Below are 17,922 nucleotides of genomic sequence, written 5' to 3'. Positions count from 1 at the left end.
GAACTGAGGAGACTCAGTTTGCTCACAGGCCGCTAAGCCTATGACGGCGAGTATAAGCAGCGCGCGGCGCATCAGTCCAACCGTTCCACGGGCAGGCCCAATTCACCCAACGGTCCGGCCTGCGTTTCCGCATCTCCGACGACAAGATAAGTCATGGCATCAGGGCGGATATGCGCGGCGGCGATCCGTTTGAAATCCGCCAGCGTCATGGCTTGGATCGCCTTGGCATTTTGCGCGCGGTAATCCGGTGCGTAACCATAGGCATCAATCTCGCCCAAGACACCGAGCTTGTCGCGCAGCGTTTCCGTCTTCAGCGCCTGCCCGCGAATAAGGGCATCTTTTAATTCTGCCAAATTTTCTTCCGTGGTTTCGGGGCCGTGGCTGGAGAGAATCTCTTGAATGAGTTCGATCGACTCTTTCGTGACATTGGACCGCACAGAAGACGACACACCAAATGTGCCGTTCTCTTTGCTGCCGTTAAAGCCGGAGCGGATGCCATAAGTATAGCCCTTCTCCACACGCAAGGTCGTGTTGAGCTTGGACGTGTAAATACCACCCAGCGGGAAGTTAATCGCTTCGGCGAGCGGGTAATCCGCGTCTGTCGCAGCCAGTGCAGGGCGGGATAAACGGAGCACAGATTGTTTCGCCCCGGGCACATCATAGAGATAGATTTTTGCTTCCGTGACGGGGCTGAGCGTCTGCGAAACGGGCGCTTTCGCCGCGACATCGGGACCGATATCCCCCCGGTCCCAAGCGGCCTTTACGCGTGAGTTTTCGTAATCTCCCGCCACGCGAAGGGCTGCGCCGTTCAGCGTGTAATGATCGGCATGAAACGCTTTCAAATCCTCCAGCGTCACGCCTTCCAAAGCGTCAGCCGCGCCGTACCCCGTCAGGCCGGAATGGTGAAGCGGGCTGTCTTTCGGATAGGTCAGTTCCGCTGCTTCACGCCGCGCGATGGAATTCGGGTTGCCTTCGCCGGATGTGATGGATTGCAGCACCTGATTTTTCAGCGTTGCAAATTCTTCTTCATCCCAGCGTGGCTCGAACAGCATTTCCTGCACGAGATCCATCGTCGCATCGAAGTTCCGCGACAATGTTGTGCCCGTCACAAAAACGCCCGTATTTCCGGCGCTGACTGAAATGCTGGATCCCAACATGCCAATTGCGTCTTCCAACTCAGCGGTTGTCTTATTCGCCGTACCTTTGGACAGCATATCCGCCGTCAGACCCGCAGCGGCAGGGGCGGAGACATCATTGCGCAACCGTCCACCGTCGAGGCGGAGCGAGAAATTGATGACCGGAATCTCGTCACTCGGCAGACCCAATACAGTCAGCCCATTATCGAGGTCGGTTTGCCAGATAGTGGGGGAGGGCAGGTTATAGCCTGCGCCGAAATCCGGCTCAACCGTGCGGTCAAAACTGGACGGCGTCGGGTTTTCGATGACGCGCGCGGCAGGGTCGAATTCAACGGCGGCACCTTCACCGGCGACGATCTCCTCTTCCACGACATCCGCAACCGCGGAGCCTTCCAGCCCTAATTCCGCCTCGCCCATCGGGACGAAGCTGGTCGCGATGAAGGGCTTCCCCTTTAGGTAGGTCTCATAGACTCGCATCACATCAGCGGTGGTGACGTCGCGGTACGCGGCGAGGTCTTTTTTGTAATAGCCCGGATCATCGGTGAAGAGATTATATTCCGACAGGGCGATGGCCTTGTTCAGGGCGCTGTCGAAATTCCCGTAGAATTCGACTTCGACACTCGCCTTGATCCGGTCGAGATCTTTCTGCGGCATCCCATTTTCCTCGAACCGTGCAAAGGATTGCTCGATTGCGGGGGACAGTTCGTCCAGATCGGTTCCGGCATTGCTCGGCGCGATCAAGTAAAACTCACCCGCAATCTCGGACACGTTGGAAAACGCGCCAACTCCGGGGGAGAGTTTAGCCTCGTCGACGAGGACTTCATTAAACGGCGCGGTCTTGCCCTGCGTCAGATAATTGGCGAGATATTCCAGCGCATAGCTATCGGGATGATATTGCTCCACCGTCGGCCAGACATAGGTCAGGCGCGGGACGGTCGCAAAATTATCCTCATGGACGAGTTTGATCGTCTCGGACAATTCGCCCGGACGAGCACCGTAAGGTTCAATCTCTTCGCCGGCCGGAATTTCACCGAAATATTTTTCGACATAGGCTTTGGCTTCGGCCACGTCAAAATCACCCGTGATCGTCACGGTCACATTATTGGGCACATACCAGCGCGCGTAAAAGTCCTTTGTATCCTGCAATGTTGCGGCGTCGAGATCTTCAAGACTGCCAATCACCTGCCAGTTATAGGGGTGATCCGCGGGGTACAGCGCCTTGCCGATGACATACCAATTATGGCCATAGGGCGCGTTGTCGACGCGCTGGCGCTTCTCATTTTTGACGACTTGTTTCTCATTGTCGATGACGTTCTGCGTGACGGTCTCAATGAACCAGCCCAGTTTGTCCGCTTCGGCCCACACGACTTTTTCCAGCGCGTCTTTCGGGACGGCTTGGAAATATTGCGTCATATCATTGGTCGTGAACCCGTTTGTACCTTCACCGCCAATGCGCGTGTTCATTTCGTCCAATCCGCCATAGCCAAGGTTTTCGGAATCGAGGAAGAGAAGATGTTCGAATAAATGCGCGAAGCCCGTCCGGCCCTCGGTCTCTCTCGCAGACCCAACGTGAGCGGCGAGGTTGATCGCGACAACCGGATCAGACCGGTCAACATGAAAAACGACGTCGAGGCCGTTCTCCAGCGTGATTTTCTCATAGTTCAGATCAAGGGCGGGCGCGCTGGCACTTTTGACGTTCGCTGATGTGTCTGTCTTTGTGGATGCTCCGTCCGCGCAAGCCGCCAGAACAAAGGGTGCAGCGAGTAATACCGAGCTAATTCTAAAATTCATGACCATCTCCTTTGTCATTCGTCCGTAAAAGACTACGCTCCGCACGGAACCGGGGCAAGCGGCAAGCGTTTGTAGAGACAACTGAATCAAATTGGAGACTAAATCATGGGCATTATCGGACTTATCCTGACTGGACTGTTCGCGGGATTGATCGCGCGTTTTCTGATCCCCGGAAAGACGAAACCCGGCGGTCTGATTATGACGACTCTTCTGGGTATTATCGGGTCATTTGTGGCGGGATATCTTGGGCAGATGCTGGGTTTTTACCAAGTCGGCGAACCTGTCGGATTTTTGGGCGCAGTGATTGGCGCAATCATCGTGGTCTATATCTACAATAGGCTCCGAGACTAATCGAACCGTCCCGACGCGACATCTTTATGTAAATCTTGAGCGGCGAAGACTTTGCCGTTCATGACACCATAAACGCCTGCTGGCAGTAATCGTGCCGCAATGACAGCGCCGCCGAGATTGAAATTGCCGTCCGACTGACCGAGGGACCAAGGTCGCATGGCGCCCGTCAGGACGACCGTCTTTTTTCCAATATTCCCGTCCAGCGCCTGTGCCGTCAGTTCCATTGTCCCCGTTCCATGCGTCACAACGATCCGGTTTTCCGGTGCCGTGTTAATTGCGCGGAGGATTTTGGCGCGGTGGGTGTCGTCCATATCCAGACTGTCAATCGACATGAGCGATTTGATACGCGAAACCCGTGCGCGGCCCTGACCGAGAATATCCGCCACACGGCTTGTCCCATCGAGAATGAGGCTCTCGGAAAACGTATCATGGACTTTGTCGAGCGTGCCACCCGTGACAAGGATGGCGAGCGGGTCGCGATTTATCATGATCGTCTCTAATCTTCAGCGCGGAAAATATAGCGCTTGCGGACCCCAACTGCGGGGACCACTTCGCCATTAATCGTTTTCGGATTGAACCGTGTGCGCATGGCGGCGCGTTCAGCGGCTTTGATAAAGTCGCGTTCATAGCGTTCGGCGTCGACAGAGATAATCTCCGTCTGGCTGACTCGGCCTTTTTCGTCGATGTTCATGGCGACGGTCACGATCGCGCCGATATTCCGACGCCGCGCATTTCTTGGATAGCGCGGGCTGGTATTGCGACGCACGGTGGGTTGGACAATGACATCTTTTGCGACGGGACGTGTCGGCGGCGGAGGCGGGGGTACATAGACGGGCTGGAAGATTTGTGGGGGTGCGCCCGCGAGCGTATCAGACGGTAGATTTTGCGGGATAGGACTGTCGACATTCTCCAGTGACCGATCAGGCAGGGGTTGCGCTTTCGCAGTCTCGTCAATTTCCTGCGCCAAGGCGTCCAACTCTTCCCCTCGTCCACCGAGCAGTGCGCGGTTCCATTTGGCCTCATAGGCGGTGAGGGCGGCTTGCTTGTCTTCCGCTTCGGCCCTTACATCATAGACTTTTGCCGTCAGAGCCTCCCAATCGTCCAGTTCTGCGCGTTGAATAATGTCCAGCTGATCCGTGATCGCCGCCGCGCGGTCTGTATCGGGAAAAGCGCGTTGGTAATCCAGCAGACGTGCGCGGCGCAGGGCCGGTGCGGGTTCCGCAAGCGCCTGCAGATAGGCCGCGCGGGAGGCAGGAGTCTCCACCGATTGGCCCGGGTCAGCAGGCGTGCCGGGACTAAACAGCCAGACAAAGAAAAACACGACTCCCGCCAGCACCGCTCCGATCAGGAACGGCCAGATCGAAAATCCGCCACCGCGGCGCTCTTCTTCGGGATCGTCAATTGTTTGATACATTTCGAGCTATTTATAGGCGCAAAAAATCGTGACGCTATTGAAATTCTGCCACTGACTGCGCACAAGCCGCTTATGTCCGCTACTGCTCCCCTGACCAAAGACTCCCATGTCGTCCTCGTCGACGGGTCTGCTTATATTTTTCGCGCGTTTCATGCGCTGCCTCCCCTAACCAATAAAAATGACGGCACGCCCGTCGGCGCCGTTGCCGGATTCTGCAATATGCTGTTCAAGCTACTGCAAAACCAGAATGACAAAGATCGTCCGACCCATTTCGCCGTGATCTTTGATGCGTCCGGCGATACGTTTCGTAACGAGATTTATGACCTTTATAAGGCCAATCGTGGCGCGCCGCCCGAAGACCTCGTCCCACAATTCCCCCTGACCCGCGAAGCGACCATCGCGTTTGGCTCTCCCTCGATTGAAATGACAGGGTTTGAGGCGGATGACCTGATCGCGACCTATGCACGGATTGCGGATGAGGCGGGTGCGCGATGTACGATTATCAGTTCCGATAAAGACCTCATGCAGCTCGTGACGGAAAATGTCATCATGCGCGACCCGATGAAGAATAAGGATATCGGGATTAAGGAGGTCGAGGAGAAGTTCGGCGTCAAACCTGACCGCGTGATTGATGTGCAGGCGCTGGCCGGAGACAGCGTCGATAATATTCCGGGCGTGCCGGGGATCGGGGTCAAAACGGCGGTGTTACTATTGAACGAATATGGCCCCTTGGAAGAGCTACTGGAGCGCTCCCACGAAATTCCGCAAAAGGGCCGCCGTGAGAAGATGATGGCGAATAAGGAGATGGCGCTGATCTCTAAACAACTCGTGACGTTGAAAACCGATATTGATCTGGAAGTCCCGATTGAAGACCTCGCCGTCACAGATCCGGATATTGATGTCCTCTTCGACTTCCTCGAACGCATGACGTTTCGCACCCTCACCGCGCGGGTCCGTGCGGCACTGGGCGAGGGCGAGACGGATGGATTGCGTAAGGATGACACCGCGCCGGAAGCGCCCGCCGACCTCACTGCGCCCGCCAATGTCGTTTTCGATAAGGAAAAATATGTCTGCGTTCAGGACGTCGCGACGCTGAAAGACTGGGTGGCCCGCGCCATGGTGAAATCCGCCATCGCTGTCGATCTGGAAACGGACAGCCTCGATTCTGCCGCCGCCAATATGGTCGGCGTCTGTCTCGCGCTGGACGATAATGAGGCCTGTTATATTCCTCTAACGCACAAAGGTGAAGGCGACGAATTATTTGGCGGAGACGCGCCGCAACAGGTCCCAATGCAGGATGCGCTGGATATTCTGGAGCCGCTATTCCACGCGCCGCAAGTCCTGAAAGTCGGGCAGAATTTCAAATATGATCTCGGCGTTTTTCAGCGTTATGAGGGGAATGGCAGACCCCTACATCCTGCGCCCTATGACGACACGATGCAGATCAGTTATGCGCTCGAAGCGGGGCTCCACGGTCACGGCATGGACACGCTGTCCGAAATGCATTTCGGCCACAAACCGATTGCCTTTAAAGACATTGCAGGGACGGGCAAAAAGCAGAAAACCTTTGACCAGATCGCGCTCGACGTCGCCACGCCTTATGCGGCGGAGGATGCGGATGTGACGCTGCGTCTCTGGAAATTCCTCAAGCCAAAACTGGCGAGCGAAGGCGTCGCAACCGCCTATGAAACGTTGGACCGCCAGCTCCCTGCCGTCGTGGCGAAAATGGAGAATGAGGGCATTAAGGTTGACCGTGCGGAACTTAATCGTCTTTCAGGCCTGTTTGCGCAGAAAATGGCGCAGCTCGAAGATGAGGCCTATGAACTCGCGGGTGATAAATTCAATATCGGCTCCCCCAAACAGATCGGTGAAATTTTGTTTGACAAAATGGGGCTTGAGGGTGGCAAGAAAACCAAGACGGGCGCCTGGCAGACGGGTGTCGACATTCTTGAAAAACTCGCGGATGAGGGCGAAGTCCTGCCGCGCACCATTCTCGATTGGCGGCAATATTCGAAGCTGAAATCAACTTATACCGATGCGCTGGTCCAGCAGATCAATCCCGATACGGGCCGCGTTCATACGAGTTTTTCCCTCGCCGCGACAACGACGGGGCGGTTGTCTTCCTCTGACCCGAACCTTCAGAACATTCCAATTAGAACCGAGATGGGCCGCAAAATCCGCGATGCTTTCGTGGCGGAGACGGGGCACGTCCTCGTCGCGGCAGATTACTCGCAGATCGAGCTGCGCCTGCTGGCCCACATCGCCGACCTTCCCAATATGAAACAGGCTTTTGCGGATGGCGTGGACATTCATGCGCTCACCGCGAGCGAGATGTTCAATGTCCCGCTGGCCGAGATGACACCGGAAGTGCGCCGCAATGCCAAGGCAATTAATTTCGGGATTATTTACGGGATTTCCGCCTTTGGCCTCGCCAAGAATATCGGCATCTCACGCGGTGAAGCGTCTGATTACATCAAGACTTATTTCGAGAAATTTCCGGGCATCAAGGACTATATGGAAGCCGCCAAAGCGGAAGCGCGCGAATATGGCTATATCACCACCATTCTGGGCCGCAAATGCCACATCAAGGGTATCCGCGACCGTAACCAGATGAGCCGCGCCTTCGCCGAACGCCAAGCCATTAACGCGCCCATTCAGGGCGCCGCCGCAGATATCATGCGCCGCGCCATGATCAAAATGCCGGATGCGATTGAAGGTGTGGAAGGCGCAAGACTGCTCCTGCAAGTTCATGATGAACTGGTGTTCGAAGTGCCGGAAGGTCAGGCGGATGAGTTGATCGGGATTATCACGCCAACTATGGAAAAAGCCCACGAACCCGCCGTGGAGATCAGTGTGCCGTTATTGGTGGAAGCTCACGCGGCGAAGAACTGGAACGATGCGCATTAGTCTCGCTTTCGCGGGCGTTCTTTTGACGGCCTGCTCAGGAGGACCTGACATGATAACATGGAACACGCTCTCTGGCGAAGCACCGCTTGTTATCGCCCATCGCGGGGCGTCGGGTGTCCTGCCCGAACACACGATTGAGGCCTATGACCGGGCGATAGAGATGGGCGCGGATTATATTGAGCCTGATCTCGTGATTACCAAAGACGGCGTCCTTGTCGCGCGGCATGACCGTTATCTCTCCGGTTCAACCAATGTCTCGGACCACCCTGAATTCGCAGATCGTAAGACAGTTAAGGTGGGGCATGATGGTGCGGATTGGTTCGTTGAAGACTTCACATTGGCCGAAATTAAAACGTTGCGCGCACGACAGCCGAGAGCTGGACGGTCAGTGGAATTTGACAATCAATATATCATCCCGACATTTGATGAAGTCTTGGCTTTAATCGCCGAGAGGTCAAAGCAAACCGGGCGTCGGATTGGCGTTTACCCGGAAACAAAACATCCAGCGGCCTTGGCCGCGCTAGGTCTTCAGCATGACGAACCTCTATTAGCAAGTTTGGAAGCACATGGTTTTAACAACGCCGAAGATCCGGTTTTCATCCAATCTTTTGAGGTGGGAAATCTCGAACGGTTAAATGACCTGACGGATATACGTCTCGTTTTTTTGACAGAAACAAAACCTGATTTTACCAAGATTGCGACCGTGATTGACGGCGTGGGGCCTTACAAAAAACTCCTCATTTCCAATGGGCAAGATACCGGCTTCATACGTGAGGCGCATGCGTCAGGCCTAACTGTACATAGTTGGACATTCCGTGATGACGCGCTTGATCCTGCATTCGAAGATATAGACGCGGAAATGAAAGCCTATTATGCGCTCGGTATAGACGGCGTATTTTCCGATTTCCCCGATACGGCCCTACGGGTGCGTGACATAGTAAAGGACACACCATGACCAAATTGATCCTCGTCCGGCATGGACAATCCCAATGGAATTTGGAGAACCGTTTTACAGGATTTCACGATATCGGTTTGACCGAGCGCGGTGTGGAGGAGGCCAAGAAGGCTGCCGAACTTATCACCGCCGAAGGCATCACGCTGGATATCGGCTTCACATCTTTCCAAAAACGCGCGATTAAAACACTTTGGCTGACGCTGGAAGGTATTGAGCAAATGCACATTCCCGTGACGAAAAGCTGGCTATTGAATGAACGTCATTATGGCGCGCTGACCGGACTGAATAAGCAGGAAACGCGCGATAAACATGGCGATGAGCAGGTCCATATCTGGCGTCGTAGTTTCGATGTCCCGCCGCCGCAAATCGATATGAATAGCGAATATCACCCCTCCAAAGATCCAAAATACGCCCATATTGATCCGTCCGTCTTGCCGACGGGTGAGAGCTTGAAAATGACCTGCGCGCGGGTTGTGCCTTACTTTAACGACCAGATTGTTCCGCATCTGAAAGCGGGATCAAATGTCATTATCTCCGCGCATGGAAATTCTCTGCGCGGCATTTTGAAAACGATTTTCAACGTCTCGGATGATGACATTCCCGGATTTGAATTTCCAACGGGCAATCCGCTCTTGATCGATATGAAACCCGGTACACTGGAAATTACCGCCGCGCGTTACATGGACGACACACGCGCGAAGGATCTGCCCGAAATCGCGAGTGCCTAGTCACGAAACTTATATGCGTCGCGCCTTGGCATTAGGCGCGGCACAATCCGGACGCACGGCGGAAAATCCGGCTGTCGGATGCGTGCTGGTCAAAGACGGGCTGATTATCGGCGTGGGTGCAACACAAGATGGCGGCCGCCCTCATGCCGAAACCGTCGCGTTACAGGTCACCGGAAAACAAGCGAACGGTGCTACCGCCTATGTCACGCTGGAACCGTGCAGCCATTACGGTCAGACTGCGCCCTGTGCCAATGCGTTGATTGAGGCAGGGATATCACGCTGCTTCATCGCCTGTATTGATCCTGACCCAAGGGTGCACTGGCGCGGCGCGGCACTGTTGCAGGAAGCGGGCGTGGATGTAGAGGTAGGGTTGTGTGAAGCGGAGGCGATGGCCGCTCATGCAGACTTTTTTGCGCGGGTGAAAAATAGTGGACTTCAAATTATATGATACTGATTGGTTGCTGAAAAAGTTTAAGGCTGGGGAAAGGCTTAAATATGTTTATTTTTGGGGCCATACTTCCTACCCAAAAGGTACTGTTACGAAAGCTTGCTTGAGTCAGTGGTGGCCATCTTCTTTTGACGTTCAAGGAAAACGTTATTTCACTGCCGAACATTGGATGATGGCTGAAAAAGCGCGGCTTTTTGGAGCGGAAGCTATCGAGAAAAAAATCCTTCAAGTAGAAGAACCTGGGGCGGCAAAGGCCTTAGGTCGTAAAGTTGAAAATTTTGACCCTGTAGTCTGGGACAGGAAAAAATACAAAATTGTTTTAGAGGGTAACTTTCACAAATTTAGTCAAAATACTGAGCTTGGAACATTTCTAATCAATACTGGCCAACGCGTTCTTGTAGAAGCTAGCCCAGTTGATGCCGTTTGGGGTATTGGTCTAGCTGCAGATAATCCGAGGTGTGAGGATCCATCTAAATGGCCAGGGACGAATCTACTCGGTTATGCTCTTATGTCAGCCCGAAATTTACTTGAGGCGAACACGACCTGACATAAGTTGATCTCGTTATGTCCAACTACTCCCCCAAACTCTCCCGCAGCGGGCCTTCTTGCGGCATGCCGATTGCGTGGAAACCGCCGTCCACATGATGGGTTTCGCCTGTGCAGGAGAGGCCCAAATCTGAGAGCAGGTAGAGCGCGGCACCGGCGACACCCATCGGATCGGTATTATCCTGCATCGCACTGGCGGCCTTATTAAAGCGGAACATGTGACGGCCTGAGCCGATCCCTGCAGCGGCGAGCGTTTTGATGGGGCCAGCGGAAATCGCATTGACGCGAATTTGGCGCGGGCCGAGGTCTGCCGCGATATAGCGGGTCGAGGCTTCGAGCGCGGCTTTGGCGACGCCCATGACATTGTAATTCGGGATGACGCGCTCACTGCCCAGGTAAGTCAGCGTAATCATCGCGCCCCCATCATTCATGATGTTTGATGCACGGCGGGCGGCATCGACGAAGGAATAGGCGGAAATATCCAGCGCGGATTTGAACCCCTCCCGTGTGGTCTGCTCAATAAATGAGCCTGCGAGTTGGTCTTTACCCGCAAAGGCAATCGCATGAACAAGAAAGTCGATTTTGCCCCATTTGTCCTCAATCGTTTTGAACGCGGCTTCCATCTGATCATCATTCGTGACGTCACAATCGACGAGTGTGTCGGAGCCAACGCTTTCCGCGAGGGGTTTCACACGGCGGAGGAGTTTATCGCCCTGATAGGTGAAGGCCATTTCCGCACCTTGTGCTGCAAGCTGCTGCGCAATGGCCCACGCGATGGAGTTTTTATTGGCAACGCCCATAATCAGGCCGCGTTTTCCGGCCATCAATGTTCCGGTTGGAAATGTTTGTTCAGCCATTTTGGCCTCCTGTCCCTAATCTATGATAGGTTTATAATTTACGAGGCGGCATGACCACCCCAAAGCGCGGCGAAAGGTCATTAATCTTGCGTTCAGGTCTGGCTTCATATGACTCAACTATGGTTGGGGAAATTAAGGATGTCACCGCTGACAGAGATGTCAGGCGGCTTTTCGCGAATATTGATGCGATGATGTCAGCGGCCCAACCGGCCGAAACGTTCGAGATTTTTAACGCCGCGCTCGCGCATTACGGGTTTGATAAAGTTGTTTTGGGGCAGGCCTTTATCATGGCGGATGCCGGGGCGGCGGATCGTCGGTTTTTCTACCATTACGGTATGGATGATTTTTTGGCCGTTTATGCGCAGAAGAATTACCAGTTTTCAGACCCTGTGACTTTGCGCGTCATGCGCACACATCGGCCGTTTCGCTGGCGTGAAGCCCATGTCGACATGACGAAACGCCAAATGGAACAAGTTGCGGAAGCGCAAGCGGCAGGTTTGAAATTTGGTATCGTTTTTCCAGTCGTGGATGAGGCGGGCGCGACCGGATTTGTCTCTCTGGGGCGAGAGACAGATTTCAGTTTGTCGGATGCGGCGTTTCTCGAATTAGAACTTCTCTGCCGCTATGCCTATTTCGCGATCGATCGGCATTTTGAGTCCAAAGCGCCTCAAAAGACGATAAAATTGACGCCACGTGAAACGGCGATTTTGTTACATGTTGCACATGGAAAAACGAATTGGGAAACGGGGCAGATTATGGGGATCAGCGAGTATTCCGTCCGTGATTATCTCAAATCGCTCTCGGCCAGATTGGAGACCTCTAACCGCACGCACACCGTTGTGAAGGCGATCCAATTGGGACTCATTCTACCTTAAAATGTTCGCGCGAGGCCAAGTGCGGCGGTGATGCCGTCTTTCTTGGGGGCAAGCGTTGTGTCCTCCACATCTCCAACGAGCCTCGAATAATTCACGATCCCGATGAGCTGGAAGTCGTCATTTATATCTAAATAGGCCGCCATATGTGCGCCGAGTGTGGAGACTTCCGAACCAAAATCGAGCGTCGTGACAGGTGATCCGGCGGGCAATGTTGTCGCGGCGAGTTGCGCGTCATTAATCCCGTAAAGAGAGTCGAGATAATCACCCGAATGATAGGTTGCCCGGACGCCCGGATTAATGCGTAGATTTTCGATAGGAAAAAACTGCGTCGTGACAAGTGTATCTATGCGGTAGCCGTCCAAATCTCCGGAAAGAGGAACATTTGCGACCACATCAATCGCAGCAATTGGTGTGTAGAGACGACTCGAAATTAGACCCGCAAAGCCGCCATCAATGTCAAAGGCCTCATCGAGGAGTGGTGTGTCTTCACCATCCCGCCCAAGGCTGTAATGGACAGATCCGCCCAAGCGAAATGTCTCATTCCGGATCGCATAGGCTCCTGCGCCGAGGGCCGGGTTGGCGAAAAACCGCCCTTTATACTGTGCGTTGATATAGGGGAGGACGGACAGGTCACTTTCTTCCGAGCCGACATAGGTTTCCCGCGTCACAGCCGCGATACCGAGATCCGCAAAAGTGAGTTGTTCCTCCTCAGGAATATCAAAAATGGAGTCCTGTGCCGACGCAAGAGTCGGGACTGTTAGCAGGGCTGCAGAGATAAGAAGATGACGCATAAATATTCCTTGATTGAAGACATAATGCGCCAAAATCATAAAAGTTGCGTCAATATTATATCTTGGCAAAAATCACGGATCCATTTGTCCCGCCAAAGCCGAAACTATTGGACATGGCCGTTTTGACTTCCGTCTCGACCGCTTCTTTCGCGATATTAATCGCTGGGATTTCAGGATCGAGATTTTCGACATTGATAGACGGGGCGACGAAGCCACGCTCCATCATCAGCAATGTGTAAATCGCTTCCTGAACGCCCGCCGCGCCGAGACTATGGCCCGTCAGACATTTTGTGGCGGAGACATAAGGGCCATCCAGCCCAAAGACGCGCTCAATCGCATTGGTTTCTGCGATGTCCCCAACGGGTGTCGAGGTGGCGTGCGGATTGATATAATCGACCGTGTCCAGATCAGCATCTTTCAACGCCATGCGCATGGCGCGTTCCGCACCTTCACCGCTGGGCGCGACCATGTCATAGCCGTCTGATGTCGCGGCATAGCCCACGATTTCGGCATAGATTTTCGCGCCGCGGGCTTTCGCATGTTCATATTCTTCCAGCACGAGCATGCCCGCGCCGCCCGCAATCACGAAACCGTCGCGGTCAACATCAAACGCGCGGGACGCTTTGTCCGGCGTGTCGTTATATTTGCTGCTCATCGCGCCCATTGCGTCGAAGAGGGAGGACATGGACCATTCCAACTCCTCGCCGCCGCCCGCGAACATGATGTCCTGCTTGCCCCATTGGATTTGCTCTGCCGCTGACCCGATACAGTGGAGGGACGTTGTACAGGCCGACGTAATCGAGAAGTTCACGCCTTTGATTTTAAAGTGCGTGGCCAGTGTCGCTGACACAGTCGAGGACATCGCCTTTGGCACGGCAAACGGCCCGATCCTTTTCGGGGACAGGTTCTTGCGAGTGATGTCAGCGGCGCGAACGATCTCTAATGAGGACGGTCCACCCGACCCCGCGATAATGCCCGTGCGTTCATCCGAGACCTGCTCTTCCGAGAGGCCCGCATCTGCAATTGCATTCGTCATCGCGACGGCAGCCCAACCTGCGGCATCGCCCATAAAGCGGTAAGAGCGCTTGGAAATGACTTCCTTATAATCGCAATCGGGACGGCCGGAAATTTGAGAACGGAAGCCAAGTTCCGCCATCTTCTCATCTTTCTTGATACCGCAATTCCCGGCTTTCAAATTTTCCGCGACGGTATCCGCATCATTTCCGATGCAAGAGACAATACCTAATCCAGTGACTACAACTCGACGCATGTTCGCTTATCCTGCTTTTTCTTCTGCTTCAGTAGGTGGGATGAAAAGGCCGACGCGCAAGTCTTTGGCCTGATAGATCAATTCATCATCGGCATACATCCGCCCATCGGCAATACCGAGGACGAGGCGGCGATGGATGGCGCGTTTGATATCGATTTCGTAACGGACTTTTTTGATGTCCGGTGTGACCTGTCCGGTGAATTTGACCTCACCGACGCCCAAGGCGCGACCGCGTCCCTGTCCGCCGGTCCAGCCAAGCCAGAACCCGACAAGCTGCCACATGGCGTCCAGGCCTAGGCAACCCGGCATGACGGGGTCGTCGCGGAAATGACATTCGAAAAACCACAGGTCCGGATTCACATCCAGTTCGGCGATGACCTGCCCCTTACCATTCGCGCCGCCATCATCATCCATATGGGTGATCCGGTCGAGCATGAGCATGGGCGGCAGGGGCAGTTTTGCATTGCCCGGACCGAAGAGGCTTTTTTCACCGCTGACGATCAGGTCGTCATAGTCATAGGACGATTGAATTTTTTTCATAATGGATGGCCCGTGTGATTTGCCCGTTACTTAAGACAGGCAGACTGGCAAGGCAAAGTCTGATTCAAAAAGTTCAGCCTAAGATTTGGGCTTAACCGTGTAGCGCGCCAGGAGCCGGTCGACCATCTCCCAATCCGGTGCGAGTTGGTCTGCAGCCTTTAAATCGCGATAGGCGGCACTGTAATTTTCCTGCCGATCATAGAGTAATGCGCGATTGACGAGGGCTGCGGGTCGCGTTTGGCTCTCGACATCTTCCAAGGCGGTATTGATAGAGATGAGGGCCTCATCCAACCGGTCCAGATGGATCAAAGCGGCGGCGCGATTTACATGTGCCTCGGTGAGTGTGGGTAGAACTTCCAGGGCGGCGTCGTAATTCTCCAACGCGACCTGATAGTTTTCCTTGCGCATCTGTAGAATACCGTAATTCACACGGGTTGCGGCGTAATCTTTGCCCATCAAATTTTGTTCCAACGCAGCTTCGCAAGTCTGCAGCGCAGAGTAGCTGCCCTTATTTCCTTGTTTGGCATAGGAGTAACATTGCGCGGCATCGCCCTTACCAATCACCATTAACTGCGCCGAGGCCGTTTGGGCGGAGGCGGCGAGGAGGAGGGAGATGCAGGCGGCGCGTAAATATGTCATGCAACGCACTTACCACATTTTCACGAAAGTGCCTAATCCGTCAGCAAGCCCAATCGCCGCAGGACGGGCATCACGCCCACTGCGCGGTCCACCTGATGCACGGTCATCCCGACTTTGCGGGCGGCCTCGACATTGACCGTTGTGTCCTCGAAGAACCAGACATTCTCTGCCGCGACGCCCATTTCCGCGAGGGGGATGTGGTAGCTGTCCGCATCCGGTTTCGCGACATTTATCTCATGCGAGGCGAAGGCGTGGTGGAACACCTTATCCGTTTTAAACATCGTGTTCAAATGCCCCCAATGCAGCGCGTTCGTGTTGGACAGACAGGCCGTCGTGAACCGTGTCTTCAACGCCGCCAGCGCGTCCATCACGCCGGGGAAGGGGGGCTCGACCCAACTGTTCCACAATGCGCCGACATCCGTGTCGGGCAGGTCGAACATCTGCCGCAGCTCCGCCGTGAAGACCGCGTCCCCGACCTCGCCCCGTTCATAGGCGTTGAAAATCTCGCTCCCCGCGAAACGGTCAATGACCTCTGCACGGGTCAGGTCATAGCGCGCGGCGAGAACCTCCGGCCCGACCCAGGGCACAACAACCCCGCCAAGATCGAAGAGGAGGATTTTGGGGCGGGGGGCGGTCATGTGAGCGACCATAGTTGAGGTCAGGACAAGCTGCAACGCTGACCGGCCATCTTGGGCACGACAGAGAGAATAAAAGCGGGACGCCCGCAGGTCGGTCACCGCGATGGTAACCAATATGATATAGTTTTACGCAATGACCGCGACCTTCGGGTGTCAGTCCGAAAGGCGCATCGTATATTCGACTCTCGCCAAATACACGACCTGCGGCGGTGTGTCTCCAACGGCGGCCTTACTTGACTGCGGATGTTTCAACCCGTCAGGCACTCGCGGCTGGGCCCCTCCACATTCGCGTTACCGAATGTTTCTAGGCACACCGTCCTCCGATACCAGAAAGGAACGATCACTTCCCTGTCCCGTGTCCGAAAGAACGAGTGTGAATATAGGGCGGTGGCGGAAAGTGCGGGGGTTGTTTTTTATAAATGCGGATTGGCCTCCAAGCTTTGCGGCTTAAAACGCAATGTCATCCCGCATCCATTGGGTCGGGGTGACAGATGAGACTGAGTTTGAGACATTTTATAATCGCGAAAGCGCGGATTAAGTTTCCCATAAACGCGGATGAAGGGGAAACCGTCCCCCGTCCTCCCGCCCAATATTGTGTTTAAGCCACAGACCGCATATCGTCGCCCCATGACCAAGATATTCACATGCGGTTTCGCCGCCGCCACGCTCCTCATCGCCGCGCCGCAATTCGCGGCGGCACAAGACACGGACGCACTGGCCGGGCTCTTCGCCTGTGAGTTAATTTCAGAGACGCAGGCCCAGCTCAGCTGTTTCCGGACGGAAACCGCCAAATTACGCGGGGCGGAAGCCTCGGGTGAAATCGTGGCCTTGGAAAAAGAAGCGGTGGAAGAATTCAAAGAGCTCAAAGCCGAGAAAGACATTAAAACCGCCAAATCCCGCACCCTCACCATTCAAAGCACACAACGCGTCGGCCCAAATCGATATGTTCAATTCACGCTCGATAATGGCGAAGTCTGGCAACAGGCAGAAACAAAACGCGTGCGATTGGGGCGCGCCAATCCCGATAAGCTCACAATAAAGCGGGCCTCCTTTGGCAGCTTCCTCGGCAAGGTAAATGACAGCCGCAGCACGTTCCGCGTGAAGCGGGTGAAGTGAGGGGCGGCTAACGCCGCGCCCGTAAAAATCATTTCCCGTATAGCGCACGAGCGCGGCTCACATCGTCATTGGCGAGGTAACGCTGAGGCCCCGAATATGACGGGAACATCAATGCGCCTCTGGTCCGGCTATGTCCCAATCCAATCGAATGACCGAACTCATGTGCTGCAACAGTCAAAAGGTCAATTGTTGCACGAGGAAGTGGCAACTTGTGATGCCATTTTTCTGCCTCGTCGAAATGAGCGTCTCCAGCGAGCCGGCCACCATTCGGTGGAGGAAAGAAAGCATGGGCAAGAACGCTGCCCGGTCCATCGAAATCGGCTCCATCGCCATGTGCGCCGGCTTCAAATTTAATGTCGATATCGGCTTGGCCATTCACTCTTTCAAAGGTCAACCCACAGGCTTTGTCCCACAAGGAAAATGCGGCGGCGATTGCCTCCACCTGCTCTGACTGCGGTAAGTCTGGCGAAAAATTGATAATCTTATAGGTCAACTTTTTTTTGCTCCACTTTCTTGCAGCAAGTGAAAAATCCGCGAGTTGTGGAAAGTCAGGAAAACCACATCGCGGCTTCGACATCTCGCTCAAAGTTGGATCATCAAGTTCCCCTGTTACATCAAGACCATGAAAATGTTGATAGAGCTGCACAGCAGACGTCATATCATCATCAAATATCGGACCGGATTTGAAGTCTGATGTCTGAAAATAGCCATATTTTTGGAGGAAGAGTTGAACCTTCTCAATACCTTCTGATGAGTCACCTTTCTTTGCGCCTCGGACTGTTTGAAAATCAAATTTTTCTTGGGCCACCTATTTCTCCTTCATTTTAAATGATGAGTAGAAGTAGCGTTTTAGGTGAGGTGCGACTGTTACCTGCGTCACATTATTGGGGTCAAATATTTGACTCTTTATTCAACCTGAC

At 54.2% G+C, this 17,922-nt stretch carries 18 protein-coding genes; 8 read left to right on the top strand and 10 right to left on the bottom strand.

Annotation, left to right across the window (positions count from 1 at the left end; translation table 11 throughout):
- Positions 1 to 71: 71 nt before the first annotated feature.
- Positions 72 to 2,927, bottom strand: coding sequence for a M16 family metallopeptidase (locus tag ACP9M6_RS00395; protein ID WP_427452444.1), 2,856 nt, complete (start codon positions 2,925 to 2,927; stop codon positions 72 to 74).
- Positions 2,928 to 3,032: 105 nt separating this feature from the next.
- On the opposite strand from ACP9M6_RS00395, the gene ACP9M6_RS00390 reads away from it, so the two are divergent.
- A complete protein-coding gene (locus ACP9M6_RS00390) occupies positions 3,033 to 3,278 on the top strand; it encodes a GlsB/YeaQ/YmgE family stress response membrane protein (protein ID WP_427452442.1) in 246 nt (81 codons plus the stop codon).
- On the opposite strand, the gene ACP9M6_RS00385 is transcribed toward ACP9M6_RS00390, so the two are convergent.
- Complete coding sequence (locus ACP9M6_RS00385) at positions 3,275 to 3,766, bottom strand: asparaginase domain-containing protein (RefSeq protein ID WP_427452440.1); 492 nt, start codon at positions 3,764 to 3,766, stop codon at positions 3,275 to 3,277. The genes ACP9M6_RS00390 and ACP9M6_RS00385 overlap by 4 nt on opposite strands.
- A gap of 8 nt (positions 3,767 to 3,774) precedes the next feature.
- A complete protein-coding gene (locus tag ACP9M6_RS00380) occupies positions 3,775 to 4,692 on the bottom strand; it encodes an energy transducer TonB (RefSeq protein WP_427452438.1) in 918 nt (305 codons plus the stop codon).
- Between the two features lie 72 nt (positions 4,693 to 4,764).
- On the opposite strand from ACP9M6_RS00380, the gene polA reads away from it, so the two are divergent.
- From polA to ACP9M6_RS00355, 5 genes are read left to right on the top strand one after another with little or no spacing between them, the layout of a single operon-like run.
- Positions 4,765 to 7,599 carry a DNA polymerase I gene (polA, locus tag ACP9M6_RS00375; protein WP_427452436.1) on the top strand — a complete coding sequence of 945 codons (2,835 nt, stop codon included), beginning with the start codon at positions 4,765 to 4,767 and terminating at the stop codon, positions 7,597 to 7,599.
- A gap of 49 nt (positions 7,600 to 7,648) precedes the next feature.
- Positions 7,649 to 8,554, top strand: coding sequence for a glycerophosphodiester phosphodiesterase family protein (locus tag ACP9M6_RS00370; protein ID WP_427452434.1), 906 nt, complete (start codon positions 7,649 to 7,651; stop codon positions 8,552 to 8,554).
- Positions 8,551 to 9,282, top strand: coding sequence for a 2,3-diphosphoglycerate-dependent phosphoglycerate mutase (gpmA, locus tag ACP9M6_RS00365; RefSeq protein WP_427452432.1), 732 nt, complete (start codon positions 8,551 to 8,553; stop codon positions 9,280 to 9,282). Before ACP9M6_RS00370 ends, gpmA begins: the two co-directional genes overlap by 4 nt.
- On the top strand, positions 9,275 to 9,730 hold the full coding sequence (gene ribD, locus ACP9M6_RS00360; protein ID WP_427452430.1) for a bifunctional diaminohydroxyphosphoribosylaminopyrimidine deaminase/5-amino-6-(5-phosphoribosylamino)uracil reductase RibD: 456 nt from the start codon (positions 9,275 to 9,277) through the stop codon (positions 9,728 to 9,730). The genes gpmA and ribD overlap by 8 nt, the downstream gene beginning before the upstream one ends.
- On the top strand, positions 9,711 to 10,277 hold the full coding sequence (locus ACP9M6_RS00355) for an NADAR family protein (RefSeq protein WP_427452428.1): 567 nt from the start codon (positions 9,711 to 9,713) through the stop codon (positions 10,275 to 10,277). The genes ribD and ACP9M6_RS00355 overlap by 20 nt, the downstream gene beginning before the upstream one ends.
- Before the next feature lie 25 nt (positions 10,278 to 10,302).
- Here ACP9M6_RS00355 and ACP9M6_RS00350 read toward each other — a convergent pair whose 3' ends face one another.
- Positions 10,303 to 11,133: an enoyl-ACP reductase FabI gene (locus ACP9M6_RS00350; protein ID WP_427452426.1), complete on the bottom strand. Its 831-nt coding sequence runs from the start codon at positions 11,131 to 11,133 to the stop codon at positions 10,303 to 10,305.
- Positions 11,134 to 11,252: 119 nt separating this feature from the next.
- Between ACP9M6_RS00350 and ACP9M6_RS00345 the strand changes: the two genes are divergently transcribed.
- Positions 11,253 to 12,008: a helix-turn-helix transcriptional regulator gene (locus tag ACP9M6_RS00345; RefSeq protein WP_427452424.1), complete on the top strand. Its 756-nt coding sequence runs from the start codon at positions 11,253 to 11,255 to the stop codon at positions 12,006 to 12,008.
- On the opposite strand, the gene ACP9M6_RS00340 is transcribed toward ACP9M6_RS00345, so the two are convergent.
- The 5 genes from ACP9M6_RS00340 to ACP9M6_RS00320 form a co-directional block, all read right to left on the bottom strand.
- Positions 12,005 to 12,799, bottom strand: a complete 795-nt coding sequence (locus tag ACP9M6_RS00340; protein WP_427452422.1) for a MipA/OmpV family protein — start codon at positions 12,797 to 12,799, stop codon at positions 12,005 to 12,007. The two genes, ACP9M6_RS00345 and ACP9M6_RS00340, sit on opposite strands and share 4 nt — an antisense overlap.
- Positions 12,800 to 12,854: 55 nt before the next feature.
- Entirely contained in the window at positions 12,855 to 14,069 is a 1,215-nt protein-coding gene (fabB, locus tag ACP9M6_RS00335; protein WP_427452420.1) for a beta-ketoacyl-ACP synthase I, read from the bottom strand.
- A 6-nt stretch (positions 14,070 to 14,075) separates the two neighbouring features.
- A complete protein-coding gene (fabA, locus tag ACP9M6_RS00330; RefSeq protein WP_427452418.1) occupies positions 14,076 to 14,609 on the bottom strand; it encodes a bifunctional 3-hydroxydecanoyl-ACP dehydratase/trans-2-decenoyl-ACP isomerase in 534 nt (177 codons plus the stop codon).
- Between the two features lie 78 nt (positions 14,610 to 14,687).
- Entirely contained in the window at positions 14,688 to 15,248 is a 561-nt protein-coding gene (locus ACP9M6_RS00325) for a hypothetical protein (protein ID WP_427452416.1), read from the bottom strand.
- A 32-nt stretch (positions 15,249 to 15,280) separates the two neighbouring features.
- Positions 15,281 to 15,886 (bottom strand): HAD-IA family hydrolase, encoded by a 606-nt coding sequence (locus ACP9M6_RS00320; protein ID WP_427452414.1) that lies wholly within the window; start codon positions 15,884 to 15,886, stop codon positions 15,281 to 15,283.
- Positions 15,887 to 16,513: 627 nt separating this feature from the next.
- Between ACP9M6_RS00320 and ACP9M6_RS00315 the strand changes: the two genes are divergently transcribed.
- On the top strand, positions 16,514 to 17,002 hold the full coding sequence (locus tag ACP9M6_RS00315) for a hypothetical protein (protein ID WP_427452412.1): 489 nt from the start codon (positions 16,514 to 16,516) through the stop codon (positions 17,000 to 17,002).
- Positions 17,003 to 17,030: 28 nt separating this feature from the next.
- Here ACP9M6_RS00315 and ACP9M6_RS00310 read toward each other — a convergent pair whose 3' ends face one another.
- Positions 17,031 to 17,810, bottom strand: a complete 780-nt coding sequence (locus tag ACP9M6_RS00310; RefSeq protein ID WP_427452410.1) for a matrixin family metalloprotease — start codon at positions 17,808 to 17,810, stop codon at positions 17,031 to 17,033.
- Between the last annotated feature and the right edge of the window lie 112 nt (positions 17,811 to 17,922).

This window comes from Litorimonas sp. WD9-15, from assembly GCF_050271975.1.
In the GTDB taxonomy this organism is placed as follows: Bacteria; Pseudomonadota; Alphaproteobacteria; order Caulobacterales; family Maricaulaceae; genus Litorimonas.
Note: the sequence above shows the minus strand (reverse complement) of the source record. Positions and strands in the feature narration are given on the sequence as shown.

Excerpts from the sequence above, each read along its gene's own strand:
- ACP9M6_RS00395 (WP_427452444.1), bottom strand. The coding sequence starts at position 2,927 with ATGAATTTTAGAATTAGCTCGGTATTACTCGCTGCACCCTTTGTTCTG.
- ACP9M6_RS00325 (WP_427452416.1), bottom strand. The coding sequence starts at position 15,248 with ATGACATATTTACGCGCCGCCTGCATCTCCCTCCTCCTCGCCGCCTCC.
- ACP9M6_RS00345 (WP_427452424.1), top strand. The coding sequence starts at position 11,253 with ATGGTTGGGGAAATTAAGGATGTCACCGCTGACAGAGATGTCAGGCGG.
- ACP9M6_RS00340 (WP_427452422.1), bottom strand. The coding sequence starts at position 12,799 with ATGCGTCATCTTCTTATCTCTGCAGCCCTGCTAACAGTCCCGACTCTT.
- gpmA (WP_427452432.1), top strand. The coding sequence starts at position 8,551 with ATGACCAAATTGATCCTCGTCCGGCATGGACAATCCCAATGGAATTTG.
- ACP9M6_RS00350 (WP_427452426.1), bottom strand. The coding sequence starts at position 11,133 with ATGGCTGAACAAACATTTCCAACCGGAACATTGATGGCCGGAAAACGC.
- polA (WP_427452436.1), top strand. The coding sequence starts at position 4,765 with ATGTCCGCTACTGCTCCCCTGACCAAAGACTCCCATGTCGTCCTCGTC.
- fabA (WP_427452418.1), bottom strand. The coding sequence starts at position 14,609 with ATGAAAAAAATTCAATCGTCCTATGACTATGACGACCTGATCGTCAGC.
- ACP9M6_RS00315 (WP_427452412.1), top strand. The coding sequence starts at position 16,514 with ATGACCAAGATATTCACATGCGGTTTCGCCGCCGCCACGCTCCTCATC.
- ACP9M6_RS00320 (WP_427452414.1), bottom strand. The coding sequence starts at position 15,886 with ATGACCGCCCCCCGCCCCAAAATCCTCCTCTTCGATCTTGGCGGGGTT.
- ACP9M6_RS00380 (WP_427452438.1), bottom strand. The coding sequence starts at position 4,692 with ATGTATCAAACAATTGACGATCCCGAAGAAGAGCGCCGCGGTGGCGGA.
- ACP9M6_RS00385 (WP_427452440.1), bottom strand. The coding sequence starts at position 3,766 with ATGATAAATCGCGACCCGCTCGCCATCCTTGTCACGGGTGGCACGCTC.
- ACP9M6_RS00390 (WP_427452442.1), top strand. The coding sequence starts at position 3,033 with ATGGGCATTATCGGACTTATCCTGACTGGACTGTTCGCGGGATTGATC.
- ACP9M6_RS00370 (WP_427452434.1), top strand. The coding sequence starts at position 7,649 with ATGATAACATGGAACACGCTCTCTGGCGAAGCACCGCTTGTTATCGCC.
- fabB (WP_427452420.1), bottom strand. The coding sequence starts at position 14,069 with ATGCGTCGAGTTGTAGTCACTGGATTAGGTATTGTCTCTTGCATCGGA.